The sequence below is a fragment of the Thiohalorhabdus denitrificans genome (genome assembly GCF_001399755.1).
GTDB classification, from domain to species: domain Bacteria; phylum Pseudomonadota; class Gammaproteobacteria; order Thiohalorhabdales; family Thiohalorhabdaceae; genus Thiohalorhabdus; species Thiohalorhabdus denitrificans.
Window position 1 is genome coordinate 63,987 of sequence record NZ_LJCP01000006.1, and the last position, 12,925, is coordinate 76,911.

Here is a 12,925-nt window from a genome sequence, read left to right on the forward strand (position 1 = left end):
CACGAACCGGGGTAGGATACCCTTCGGCCCTGAGACAGGCCAAGGCTTTTCGCTACCCGGCTCGGCGCTTGCTGTGAACCAGCAGGAGGGATAGGGCGGCGGGCGTCACCCCCTGAACGTTGGCGGCCTGTGCCAGGGTACGGGGCCGTGCGGCCTCCAGGCGTTGCACCACCTCGTTGGACAGGCCGCGCACCTCGGCGAAGTCCAGCCCCTCCGGGATGGCCCGGTCCATCTCCGCCTCCAGGCGTCGGTTCTGGGTCTGGTCCCGCTCGATGTAGCCCGCGTACTTCACCTCGATCTCCGCGCGCTTCCGCACCTCCTCCGGATACCTCCCCAGGTCCTCGCGACCCGCAAGGGTGGCGACCGCATCCAGGTTCACCTCCGGCCGCCGCAGGAGGTCCGCCAGGGTACCCCCCTTGGAAAAGGGTCCACCGAGCATCTCCTCGGCCCGCTCGCCGTCCACCTGCTGGGGGTCCAGCCAAGCCGCATCCAGCTCGTTCATCAGGGTCTGGAGGGAATCGCTGGTCTCGGCGAACCTCCCCCAGCGCTCCTCCCCCACCAGACCCAGCTCCCTTCCGGTCGGGGTCAGCCGGGTGTCGGCGTTGTCTTCCCGCAGCAGGAGCCGATGCTCGGCCCGGGAAGTCAGCATGCGGTAGGGTTCATCGACCCCCCGGGTTACCAGGTCGTCGATAAGCACGCCCAGATAGGCCTCGTCCCGGCCGGGATACCAGCCCGGACGCTCCTGGGCGGCCAGGGCGGCGTTGGTGGCCGCCAACAAGCCTTGCGCGGCGGCCTCCTCGTACCCGGTGGTGCCGTTTATCTGGCCGGCCAGAAAAAGGCCGTCCACCTCCCGTAGCTGCAGGGTCGGCTCCAACTGGCGCGGGTCAAGGTAATCGTACTCGATCGCGTAGCCGTAGCGTGTGATGCGCGCCTGCTCCAGGCCAGGGATGGTTGCCACCACCTCCTGCTGCGCCTTCCGCGGTAGGGAGGTGGAGATGCCGTTGGGATAGACCTCCGGGGTGTGCAGGCCCTCGGGCTCCAGGAAGACGGTGTGGGCGTCGCGGTCGGCGAAGCGCACCACCTTGTCCTCGATGGAGGGGCAGTAGCGTGGCCCCGCGCTTTCGATGACCCCCGAGTAGATGGGCGATTCCGCCAGGGCCCCCTGGACCACCCGGTGGGTCTCGGCGTTCGTGTGGGTTAGGTGGCACGGTACCTGTGGAAGGGGTTCCCCCGTGGGCATGAAGGATATCCGCGGGAGGGGTTCTTCTCCGGGCTGCGGGGTAACCCGAGTCCAGTCGATGGACCGTCCGTCCAGCCGAGGAGGGGTTCCCGTCTTAAGCCGTTCCACGTGGAACCCCTGCGCGCGTAGCCAATCCGCGAGGCCCATGGAAGGCGCCTCCCCGGCCCGCCCCGCCGAATGCTGCTCCCGACCCATATGGACGCGGCCTGCCAGGAAGGTCCCCGTGGTCAAGACCACGTTGCGCGCCTCAAGGCGCTGGTCCCCGGCCAGGATGATGCCGCGAACCCGTTCCCCTTCCAGCCACAGCTGCTCCACATCCCCCTGCAGCACTTCCAGCCCCGGCTGGGCGAACAGCGCCTCCTGCACGGCACGGCGGTAGGCCAGCCGGTCGGCCTGGGCCCGGGTGGCTCGGACAGCAGGCCCCTTGCGCCGATTAAGGACCCGAACCTGGATGGCGGCGCGATCCGCGGCCCGGCCCATGATGCCGTCCAGGGCGTCCACCTCGCGAACGAGGTGGGACTTCCCGAGGCCGCCGATGGCCGGGTTGCACGACATCTGCCCGATGGTGTCGAGGTTCTGGGTAACCAGGAGGGTGCGAACACCCATCCGCGCAGCGGCGGCCGCGGCTTCGGTTCCGGCGTGGCCGCCGCCGACGACCAGGACGTCATAGGGTTCCATGGCTATTTACCGATACAGAAGGTAGCGAAGATCCGCCCCAGGAGGTCGTCGGAATGGACCCGTCCGGTGATCTCTCCCAGGGCCTCGTGGGCGCGTCGTAGGTCCTGGGCGACTAGGTCGCCGCTGCCATAGTTTTGCAGGGTCCCGGCGGCGCTGGCCAGTTCCGTTGCCACCCGGTCCAGCACCTCGAGGTGGCGTTGCCGTGCCCCCAGGGCATCGCCCCCGCCCTGCAGGGGAAGCCGCCTGCGCAGCTCCTCTTCCAGGGGCCCGACGCCGGGCTCCCCGGTACAGGAGATGGCCGGGGCACCCTCGGCGGCGTCGAGGTCGGCCTTCGTCCACAGGGCCACCCGCCGGTCCTCGGGGAGGCGGCCCCATTCCCGTGCGTCCTCCGAGGTCCAGCCCTGCTGGCTATCCACGAGAAAAAAGACCAGGTCGGCACGCTCCACCAGATCCCGGGCACGCCGTACCCCCTCGCGTTCCACGGGGTCATCGGTCTCCCGGAGCCCTGCGGTGTCGGCCAGTTCCACGTGGAACCCATCCAGGGCCACCTTTTCCCGGAGAATATCGCGGGTGGTGCCGGCGCGCTCGGTGACGATGGCGGACTCCCGCCCGGCTAGGCAGTTCAGCAGGCTGGACTTGCCGGCGTTGGGGCGGCCGGCCAGGACCACCAGGAACCCCTCCGACAGCCGGACCCCCGTGGAGGCACGCTCCCGAAGCCGGGTAAGCCGCTCCCGTACCGCTGAGAGCCGACCGTCCACATCCCCCGTGGCCAGAAAGTCCACGTCCTCGTCGGGAAAATCCAGGGAACCTTCGACAAAGACACGAAGATCAGCCAGCTCCTCGGCAAGCTGTTCCACCTGACGCCCGAACTCCCCTTCCAGGGACCGGAGCGCGGCCCGCGCTCCGGCCAGGGAATCCGCCTCGATGAGCTCCGCTACCGCCTCGGCCTGGGACAGATCCATGCGGTCGTTCAGGAAGGCACGTCGGGTAAACTCCCCGGCCTCGGCGGCCTCGGCCCCGGCGTCAAAGGCGGCCTGCAGGATCCCGTTGAGCACGGCCGGACCACCATGGCCGTGCAGCTCCACCACATCCTCGCCCGTAAACGAACGGGGACCCGGAAAGAAAACGACGAGCCCCTGATCCAGAGGCTCGCCGCGGGAATCCCGGAAGGTGGCGAAGTGGCAATAGCGCGGCTGCAGATCCCCGCGCCCGGATACCGTCAGCCCGATGGCCTGGGCCAGGGGACCGGAGACGCGGACCACCCCCACCCCGCCCCGCCCCGGGGGCGAGGCGATGGCGGCGATGGTCCGTCCCGCTACGTGATTTTCCGCATCACCCACCATTGCTGCGCGATCGATAGGAGGTTGTTGGACAGCCAGTAGAGTACGAGGCCGGCCGGAAATTGCATGAAGAAGACGGTGAAGACCACCGGCAGGGCCAGCATCACCTTCTTCTGGATCGGATCCAGGGGCGCCGGATTCAGGAGCTGCTGGACCACCATGGAGGCACCCATGAGGATGGGCAGCACGTAGAAGGGATCCTGGCTGGTTAGGTCCGTGATCCAGAGCATGAAGGGCTCATGGCGGATTTCCACGCTCTCCAGGAGCACCCAGTACAGGCTGATGAAGACCGGTATCTGCACCAGGATCGGAAGGCACCCGCCGAGCGGATTGACCTTCTCCTCCCGGTACAGGCGCATCATTTCCTCGTTGAGCTTTTGGCGATCATCCCCGTACTGCTCCCGCAACCGCTGCAGTTCGGGCTGAACCTTCCGCATCTTCGCCATAGCCCGGTAGCTCATGGTGAACAACGGATAGAAGACGATCTTGATCACCAGGACCACGAGGATGATGGCAAAGCCGTAGTTCCCCACCAGCCCATGGAAGAAGCGCAGGGTCTCGAACAGGGGCACCGCCAGGAAGGACAGGATGCCGTAATCCACGGACCGCCGGAGGTTCCGGTTCTCCCCCACCTGCTCCAGGATGCTCTGTTCCTTGGGCCCGAGGAAGAGGAACTGCCGGACCGAGGACTCCTCACCGCCGCCCACCCGGGGGAAGGGCGCGGTGTAGCCCGCGAACAGATCCCCATTGGACGACCGGGCGTAGAAGGTGTTCCCTTCCTGCTCGGCGGGTATCCACGCGGCCATGAAGTACCGGGACATGATCCCACTCCACCCAGCGGGATCCTGGTCACGGAAGGTGTTCTGGGCCCGTTCCTCCAGTTCGGTGAGGGGGAACGTCTGCATGGCGTTGGCGGTGAAAAGCACCGGCCCGTGGTAGAAGAAATTCCCGAGCAGCCAGTTGCCCTGACCCTTAGTGCCCTGTTGGCGCAGTTGGCCGTAGACGTGGCCGGTCCAGGCGTCCTCGCCCTGGTTGACCACGGTGTATTCGACCGGGACAACGTAGGATCCGCGTTCGAAGCGGTAGCTCTTGCGGAACTCCAGCTCCCCCTCCCGGCGGGTATAGGTCACCGTTAGGGTGTCCTCGCCCTCCCCAAGAGACAGGGAGCCCTCGTCGGGACCCTCGAATTCCGCCTGATGGTTCGGGGCCTCGCCTACGCCGGAAAGCCACCCGGTCTGGCCGATCACCCGCCAACTCCCCTGCTCCTTCAGCACCTCAACCGGGGCGGAGTCGGGGTCGTCCTCCTGGCGATAGCCCTGAAGCGAGGCGGCCACGGGGTCCCCGCTTCCGGATGAGAAGGAGACCCGGAGTACATCCGTGTTAACCGTCACCCCCCGGGTGGGACCCCTAGTGCGGGCGGGCTGCGGAGCGGAGGGCTGTCCGTTCTGGGCCGAACCCATGGAGGGAGTCTCGTTTCGCTCCCCGGCTTCCGGTGTGGCCGGGGAGCGTTCCTGCGCCCCGCTCTCAGCGCCTCCCTCGGTAGGGTCCTGCCCCTCCTCCTGCTCCACCTGGGCGTAGTAGTCGGGGTACTGGTACTCCAGCCACGACTGGTAGAGCCAAAGGATGATCAGGGTTAAACCGATGGCGAGGAGGAAGCGCTTTGTATCCATGGATCTTTCACGATGGTGGAAGAATGGGGGCCCGCCTCCAGCGGGGCCTAGGGCACCGGATCGTCTCCCCCGGGATGGAAAGGGTGACAGCGAAGGAGGCGCCGCAGAGCGAGCCAACTACCCTTGAAAGGGCCGTGGCGTTCCAGGGCGGTAATGGCGTAGCTGCTGCAGGTGGGGTGGAAACGGCAGTGGGGCCCGAGGAAGGGGCTGATCAGCCACCGGTAGCCACGGATGATCAATACCAGGAACCTACCGATCATGGGCGACCCTCCTCCAGCATGCGGCGAGGTCTTCGGTAAGCTGCCGCGGGCTTCCTCGAGCCGCCGAGCCCCTGGCTACGACCACCAAATCCAGTCCACCGAGGCTTTCCTGGTGGTGCCGGAAGCTCTCCCGGACGATGCGTTTGGTCCGGTTGCGAAATACAGCGTTTCCGACCTTGCGGCCCACCGCCAGGCCCAGTCGAGGCCGGGCCTCAGCGTGCTCCAGGGCGAAGACCACGAAAAACCGCCCCACCGTTTTGGTTCCCCCCTTGAACACCCGCTGGAATTCGCGGGGCTTCTTGATCCGGGCCGCCTGGGGGAAGCCAAAGCTCAAGGACCGGCCGCTCCAGAGGGTAGTGCCGCTGGGGTCTTTCCCACCGGGAACAGGGCCTCGCTCGCGGTTCAGGGGGTCAGCCGCTTCCGGCCCTTGGCGCGACGGCGCTTGAGGACGCGCTTGCCGCCCTTGGTGGCCATCCGGGCACGGAATCCGTGCCGACGCTTGCGGCGGATATTGCTGGGCTGAAAGGTGTGCTTCATTGGTGCGCTCCGCGGATTCGTTTGGAGAGGAGCTCCCAGGGAGCCCCCAGGAAAAACCGTCCAAAAAAGCGATAAAGATACTGCCCCGGCGTGGAGCCTGTCAATTGCGGGCCAGCGGCCTGGCGGTTGGACCCGGTGCGAGGCCTATAACCAAGAGTAGTAATTGTAGTTTTTTTTTACGGCTTGTTATTACTTATTAGAGTCCGCCTCGGTGTGTGGAGAAAACGGAAAGACCGTTCAAATCGGGACGTTTTCCTCGGTTCCGGCTTGTGGGTAGCCTTTGGGAATACCCCGGGGAGCGCACCGGGACAAAACGGGGAGCGATCCGTGCGATCGGACCTGCCTGGGGATAGATGGTCTATTTTTCCACCGTCGTTCACGGGATTTCCCCAGGGAGTCCACCGACAGGCATTCGACCCGGCCCTGCCCATTTGGGTTAGAATCTTCCTCCTCGATGGAACAGACGCTGGGAACGCGCGAGTGGGGGCCTTAGTTGGCGCAATCGGCCGTATGGAAGCTGTGTCTGGAACGCCTGAGCGAGGAGCTCTCCTCGCAGCAGTTCAATACCTGGATCAGGCCCATTCAGGCCGAGGAGGGCGAGGAGCGCCTTCACCTGCGAGTGAGCAACCGCTTTTTCTACGATTGGATCCGGGAGCGGTTCCTGGGACGCATCGCCGAGCTGGTGGAGCACTTCGGGGAGGGACGTTTGGCCGTGGAGCTGGAAGTGGCTGAGGTCGCGGTCCCCGAGGCGGAGGCCTCCTCCCCCGAGCCCCGGGCGCAGGCGCCCCGTGAGAAGGCCCCGGCTTCGCGGGGCACCGGGCGGTCGCGGGACATGCTCGACCCGCAGTTCACCTTCGAGACCTTCGTGGAGGGGAAGTCCAACCAGTTGGCCCTGGCCGCATCCCGACAGGTGGCCGAGAACCCCGGCGGTGCCTACAACCCCCTGTACATCTATGGGGGCACCGGCCTCGGCAAGACCCACCTGATGCAGGCGATCGGCAACCAGGTTCGGCAGCACGATTCCGAGGCCAAGGTGCGCTACATCACCGCCCATCGGTTCGTGAACGAGATGGTGCGTTCCATCCAGCACAACGCCATCGAAGACTTCAACCAGCGCTACCGCAGCCTGGACGTGCTCCTGATCGACGATATCCAGTTCTTCGCCGGCAAGGATCGCACCCAGGAGGAGCTCTTCCACACCTTCAACACCCTCATGGACCTAAACAGCCAGATCGGCATCTCCTGCGACCGCTATCCCAAGGAGGTGGAAGGCCTGGAGGAGCGCCTGCGTTCCCGCTTCGGCTGGGGGCTCACCGTGGCCATCGAACCCCCGGAGCTGGAGACGCGCATGGCCATCCTCATGCGCAAGGCCGCCTCCAGTGGGGTGGATCTGCCGGAGGAGGTGGCCTTCTTCATTTCCGAGCGCATCCAGTCCAACGTCCGCGACCTGGAGGGGGCCTTCAACCGCGTGGTGGCCCATGCCCGCTTCCTGGGCCGGCACGTCGACATGGACCTTACCAAGGAGGCCCTGGCGGACCTGTTGGAGATGCAGACCCGGCTGATTACCATCGAGAACATCCAGAAGGTGGTGGCCAATTACTACAACATCCGGGTGGCGGACATGCGGTCCAAGAAGCGCTCGCGGGCCATCGCCGCGCCCCGGCAGGTGGCCATGTCGCTGGCCAAGCAACTGACCGACCACAGCCTCCCCGAGATCGGGGACGCCTTCGGCGGGCGGGACCACACCACGGTCCTGTACGGTTGCCGGAAGGTGGAGGAGCGGGAACGGGAGGACCCTCGCCTGCGCGAGGACCTCAACAACCTGAAACGGGTCCTGACGGGCTGACCGTCGGGGCCCATCGCCACGTCTGAGGGGGAGCCAGTGCGGTTTCGGTGTGCCAAGGAGGATCTACTCGCGGGCCTGAATCCCGCGGCGTCCGTCGTGGAGAGCCGCCAGACCCTGCCCATCCTGGGCCACCTGCATGTGCGGGCCGGAGACGGGGAGGTGGCGCTGACGGGTACCGATCTGGAGGTGGAGCTCCAGGCCGGGTTTCCCGGCGAGGTGGAGGAGGCCGGCACGGCTACCGTGCCGGCCCGGAAGTTCCTAGATATCGCCCGCTCCTTGCCGGACGGAACGCAAGTGCAGGTCTTCCAGGACGAAACCGGGGTCACTGTGCAGGCCGGCCGCGGCCGCTACCGCCTGGCAGGCCTGCAGCCCGAGGACTTCCCGCGCCTGGAGCTGGACGCCTACCAGCGCGAGGTGAGCATCCCCCAGGGGGCCCTGAAGGCCCTGCTCGAGGGGACTTCCTTCGCCATGGCCCGCGACGACGTGCGTTACTACCTGAACGGGGTCCTTCTCGAGTGGAACGAGGCCAACCTGCGCGCGGTGGCCACCGACGGCCATCGCCTCGCCCTCATGGATCGCGAGGTGGATGCCACCAGCGAGGAGACCCGGGTGATCCTGCCCCGCAAGGGGGTCCAGGAGCTGGAGCGCCTCCTGGACGACACCGAGGACCCCATCACGGTGGGCTTCACCGCCAACCACGTGCGGTTCCGGCTTCCCGGGGTGACCTTCACCTCCAAGCTCATTGAAGGGAAGTTCCCCGACTACCGGCGCGTCATCCCGGAGGCCAACGGCAACCGGGTCATCGGCGACCGCAAGACCATCCAGCAGGCCCTGCGGCGGATCGCCATCCTGTCCAACCGCAAGACCCACGGCATTCGCCTTTCCTGTCGGGAGGGGGTCCTGGAGCTTTCCGCGGAGAACCCCGACCAGGACCAGGGCGCGGAGGAGGTTCCCGTCACCTACGACGGCGAGTCCCTGGAGATCGGCTTCAACGTGGAGTACTTGCAGCAGGCCATGGGCGCACTGCCCACCGAGGAGGTGGTCATCCACGTTTGGGACGCCCAGTCCAGCTGCCTGATCATGGCCCCGGACGATACCTCGGTTAAGTACGTCGTCATGCCCATGCGCCTCTAGCAGGGCGGTGAAAAACGTCGCGAGGAAGGCCAGATGCAAGGCGCCCACCGCCGCCCCGTCTCGCCAATTAAAGACTTGGCGGGCGTGCAGTAGAGCACGCACCGCGCAGCGACCGAGGCATATCAAGAAGATAGGTGAGGGAACGAGCAGTGCGCAACGCCGCAGATGGCCTCCGCAGCAGTTTTTCATCGTCCTGCTAGCGGGAACGGGGAAGCGCCTCTAAAGAAGGCGGACGGAGGTAGGCCGGGCATCGACCGGCCCCCGCCGTTCTCCCTTAGTCCCCTAAAACCTGGTAAGAAGAACTCTTCGTCCTCCCGCGGTACCCTTCCTTCCGCCCGCAAAGGGCCCCGCCTCTTCCGGCTACCAATGCCCCCCGTAGCCCTCGGTTATGCGTTAGAATAGACGGGCGTACCGAACGGCTTGCGCACCCTGCCCGCCCACGGGGCCACGAGGGTGAAGCCCCGGTCTCCGGCGCGGACCGGGTCGGCCTTCCCGCCGAGAACCGCCGGTTCCTGCAGCCCGGCCAATGGAGTGGTGGTGGTCATTCAACGGCTCCAGATCGGCGCCTTCCGGAACATCTCTTCGGCCCGCCTGGATCCTGCGGAAGGGGTGAACCGCCTGGTGGGGGTGAACGGGGCCGGGAAGACGAGCGTTCTGGAGGCCGTTCACTTCCTTGCCTCCGGGCGCTCCTTCCGGCGCGGCGGGCCGGATACCCTCCGCCAGAACGGTAGCGGCGAGGCGGTGCTGTCCGCCCGGATCGCGGACCGCGGGGAGCATGCCCTGGGCGTCCGCCTTGGCGAGGGATCCCGGGAGATCCGCCTGGACGGGGCCAACGTTCCCGGCTTTTCGGCCCTGGCCGGGGTCCTGAAGACCATCCACTACACCCCGGAGGGCCACCGCCTGGCTTCCGGAGGTCCCCGGGAGCGCCGCCGGTTCCTCGACTGGGGGCTGTTCCACGTGGAACCCGCCTACCTGGACTTGGCGCGGCGCTACCACCGGACCCTCCAACAGCGAAACCGCTGGCTGAAGACGGGTCCTTCGGGGCCCGATCCCTGGGCCAGCCAGCTGGCCGCCTCCGGGGAGGAGATCAACCAGCAGCGCGAGGCCTATGTGGCCCGTCTGGAAGGTAAGGTACAGGAGATCTTCGGGGAGCTGGGCGGCGCCGGGGAGCTGACCATGGGTCTGGAGCAGGGCTGGCCGGAGGCCCTGGGGTTGGGGGAGGCCCTCGAGCGGGACCGCCGCCGAGAGCTCGACAGCACCCGGATGGGACCGCACCGGGCGGATCTCCGCCTGATCCTGGACGGCAGCCCGGCTCGGGAGCGTGCCTCCCGGGGCCAGCAGAAGATTATCATCCTGGCCCTGCGCCTCGCCCAGTTGGCCTTGGCCCTGGAGGTGAGCGGGGAGGTCCCGGTCTTCCTGTTCGACGACGTGGGCTCCGAGCTGGATCCGGAGCGTCGTCGGGCGGCCATGGGCCTCCTGGAGCGCTACGGCAGGCAGGTTTTCGTCACCAGCACGGAGGAGGCCTTGTGCCCCCTCCCCTCCTCTGGTATCCCGGCAGCAACATTCCGGGTGCACGAGGGGACCATCGAGCGGAGCGAGTGAATGCCCGATACCACGCAGGCCTATGATTCTTCGAGCATCAAGGTCCTAAAGGGCCTGGAGGCGGTCCGCAAACGGCCCGGGATGTATATCGGGGACACCGATGACGGCACCGGCCTCCACCACATGGTCTTCGAGGTGGTGGACAACGCCATCGACGAAGCCCTGGCGGGCCACTGCGACCGCATCGAGGTAACCATTCATACCGATGACTCGGTGACGGTGGCGGATAACGGCCGGGGTGTCCCCGTGGATTGGCACCGCGAGGAGGACCGCCCGGCCGCCGAGGTCATCATGACCAGCCTGCACGCCGGCGGGAAGTTCGACGACAACAGCTACAAGGTTTCCGGCGGCCTTCACGGCGTGGGCGTGTCGGTGGTGAACGCGCTTTCCGAGTGGCTCCGGCTGACGGTGCGCCGGGAGGGCCGGATCTGGCACCAGGAGTTCCGTCTCGGCGAGCCGGCCACCGGTTTCGAGCCCAGTGGCGAGGCCGAGGGTACCGGCACCACCATCCAGTTCCGCCCCAGCCCCGAGATCTTCTCCGACACCCGCTTCCACTACGACGTCCTGGCCCGGCGCCTGCGGGAGCTCTCCTTCCTGAACGCCGGGGTGGCCATCGTCCTGCGCGACGAACGCAGCGACAAGGAGGAGGAGTTCGCCTACGCCGGCGGCATCCGCTCCTTCGTGGACCACCTCAACCAGCACAAGCACCCCCTTCACCCGGATCCGGTCTACATCAACGAGGCCTACGAGGGCATGGAGGTGGAGATCGCCCTGCAGTGGAACGAGTCCTACCAGGAAAACGTCTTCTGCTACACCAACAACATCCCCCAGGGCGACGGCGGCACCCACCTCTCCGGCTTCAAGGCCGGCTTGACCCGGAGCATCAACGGCTACGTCGAGACGGCCGGCCTGGCCAAGAAGGAAAAGGTGCAGACCTCCGGGGAGGACGCCCGCGAGGGGCTGACGGCGGTGATCTCCGTGAAGGTCCCCGACCCCAAGTTCAGTTCCCAGACCAAGGACAAGCTGGTCTCTTCAGAGGTGAAGAACGTGGTGGAGACGGTGCTCAACGAGGCCCTCACCCGCTACCTCGAGGAGCACCCCAAGGAGGCCAAGGCCATCGCCTCCAAGGTGGTGGAGGCGGCCCGGGCGCGTCAGGCGGCCCGCAAGGCCCGCGACCTCACCCGGCGGAAGGGGGCCCTGGAGACCGCCAACCTGCCGGGCAAGCTGGCCGACTGCCAGACGAAGGATCCCTCCGAGTCGGAGCTGTACCTGGTGGAGGGCGACTCCGCCGGCGGTTCGGCCAAGCAGGGCCGGGACCGGCGCTTCCAGGCCATCCTGCCCCTGCGCGGCAAGATCCTGAACGTGGAGAAGGCGCGCTTCGACAAGATCCTCTCGCATCAGGAGATCGGCACGCTGATCACCGCGCTCGGCACCGGTGCGGGCAAGGAGGATTTCGACCCGGAGAAGCTGCGCTACAACCGCATCATCATCATGACCGACGCAGACGTGGACGGCGCCCACATCCGCACCCTGCTGCTCACCTTCTTCTATCGGCAGATGTACGAGCTGGTGGAGCGCGGCCACATCTTCATCGCCCAGCCGCCGCTGTACAAGGTGACGCGCGGGAAGAAGGAGACCTACCTCAAGGACGAGGAGTCCCTGGAAGAGTACCTCTTCGAGAACGCTCTGGAGGGCGCCCAGCTTTACCCCAGCGAGTCCGCCGCGGAGCCTATCGAGGGCAACCGACTGCTGGACTTGGCGCGGCGGTTCCGGGACGTGCAGCGGCTCGTGGAGCGGCTGAGCCGCCGGTACGATCCGGTTCTGCTGCGCACCCTCCTGGGTCACCCCGAGCTGGGCCCGGAGGCCTGCGCGGAGGAGGATCAGCTGCGTACGGCCCTGGATCCGGTGGTGGAGAAGCTCACCGAGGGTGGTGGCGAGGACGTCCACGCCCGGATGCAGATCCTCCCCGATCCGGAGCAGGGCGGCTACAAGGCCACCATCGAGCGCTACGAGCACGGCTCGGTGACACGCTCCACAGTGGACCGGGAATTCCTCGAGTCGCCGGAGTACGGGCGCATCCGGGACATGGCGCGCAACCTCGAGGGCCTGCTGGAGCCCCCGGCCCGGGTCCGCCGTGGGGAGCGGGAGAAAGAGGTGGAATCCTTCGAGCACGTGGTGGATTGGCTGCTCGAGGAGGGCAAGCGCGGCCTCTCCGTCCAGCGCTACAAGGGCCTCGGCGAGATGAACGCCGAGCAGCTCTGGGATACCACCATGAACCCGGAGACCCGCCGCATGCTCAGGGTGCAGATCGAGGACGCGGTGGCCGCGGACCAGATCTTCACCACCCTCATGGGCGACGACGTGGAGCCGCGGCGCGCCTTCCTGGAGGCTAACGCCCTGGAGGTGGAGAACCTGGACGTCTGAACGGCTGGGTGAACCGCCAAGGACGCCAAGAGCGCCAAGAGCAACGATCTTTCCACAAGTGGAACCTAAAAGGCCGGGGTCAGCCCCCGGCCTTTTAGGTTCTGCCGGTGCTTATCCTCGATCGGTGCTTGATACTTCTGTGCGGAACCCTTAAGCCAGCCGTGACCGGTTAAATGGATTTTTCCTTGGCGATT

At 66.7% G+C, this 12,925-nt stretch carries 10 protein-coding genes; 4 read left to right on the forward strand and 6 right to left on the reverse strand.

Features of this window, described 5'->3' with window-relative positions; translation table 11 throughout:
* Positions 1 to 52: 52 nt before the first annotated feature.
* The 6 genes from mnmG to rpmH form a co-directional block, all read right to left on the reverse strand.
* The gene (gene mnmG, locus AN478_RS01780) at positions 53 to 1,918 is read right to left on the reverse strand and encodes a tRNA uridine-5-carboxymethylaminomethyl(34) synthesis enzyme MnmG (RefSeq protein ID WP_054964912.1); all 1,866 of its coding nucleotides are present in this window, start codon (positions 1,916 to 1,918) and stop codon (positions 53 to 55) included.
* A gap of 2 nt (positions 1,919 to 1,920) precedes the next feature.
* Positions 1,921 to 3,258 (reverse strand): tRNA uridine-5-carboxymethylaminomethyl(34) synthesis GTPase MnmE, encoded by a 1,338-nt coding sequence (gene mnmE / locus AN478_RS01785; RefSeq protein WP_231627309.1) that lies wholly within the window; start codon positions 3,256 to 3,258, stop codon positions 1,921 to 1,923.
* On the reverse strand, positions 3,234 to 4,928 hold the full coding sequence (gene yidC, locus AN478_RS01790) for a membrane protein insertase YidC (RefSeq protein ID WP_054964914.1): 1,695 nt from the start codon (positions 4,926 to 4,928) through the stop codon (positions 3,234 to 3,236). The genes mnmE and yidC overlap by 25 nt, the downstream gene beginning before the upstream one ends.
* Before the next feature lie 47 nt (positions 4,929 to 4,975).
* Positions 4,976 to 5,188 (reverse strand): membrane protein insertion efficiency factor YidD, encoded by a 213-nt coding sequence (gene yidD, locus AN478_RS01795; protein ID WP_054964915.1) that lies wholly within the window; start codon positions 5,186 to 5,188, stop codon positions 4,976 to 4,978.
* Complete coding sequence (gene rnpA, locus AN478_RS01800; protein WP_231627325.1) at positions 5,178 to 5,465, reverse strand: ribonuclease P protein component; 288 nt, start codon at positions 5,463 to 5,465, stop codon at positions 5,178 to 5,180. Before rnpA ends, yidD begins: the two co-directional genes overlap by 11 nt.
* 125 nt (positions 5,466 to 5,590) lie before the next feature.
* Positions 5,591 to 5,725 (reverse strand): 50S ribosomal protein L34, encoded by a 135-nt coding sequence (rpmH, locus tag AN478_RS01805; RefSeq protein ID WP_054964917.1) that lies wholly within the window; start codon positions 5,723 to 5,725, stop codon positions 5,591 to 5,593.
* Positions 5,726 to 6,218: 493 nt separating this feature from the next.
* Here rpmH and dnaA point away from each other — a divergent pair, with 493 nt between their 5' ends.
* The 4 genes from dnaA to gyrB all read left to right on the forward strand — a co-directional run bounded on the left by dnaA (position 6,219) and on the right by gyrB (position 12,731).
* A complete protein-coding gene (gene dnaA / locus AN478_RS01810; RefSeq protein WP_054964918.1) occupies positions 6,219 to 7,571 on the forward strand; it encodes a chromosomal replication initiator protein DnaA in 1,353 nt (450 codons plus the stop codon).
* A 36-nt stretch (positions 7,572 to 7,607) separates the two neighbouring features.
* Entirely contained in the window at positions 7,608 to 8,705 is a 1,098-nt protein-coding gene (gene dnaN, locus AN478_RS01815) for a DNA polymerase III subunit beta (protein ID WP_074471341.1), read from the forward strand.
* A 537-nt stretch (positions 8,706 to 9,242) separates the two neighbouring features.
* Complete coding sequence (gene recF / locus AN478_RS01820) at positions 9,243 to 10,307, forward strand: DNA replication/repair protein RecF (protein ID WP_074471342.1); 1,065 nt, start codon at positions 9,243 to 9,245, stop codon at positions 10,305 to 10,307.
* Positions 10,308 to 12,731, forward strand: a complete 2,424-nt coding sequence (gene gyrB, locus AN478_RS01825) for a DNA topoisomerase (ATP-hydrolyzing) subunit B (RefSeq protein ID WP_054964921.1) — start codon at positions 10,308 to 10,310, stop codon at positions 12,729 to 12,731.
* Positions 12,732 to 12,925 lie beyond the last annotated feature (194 nt).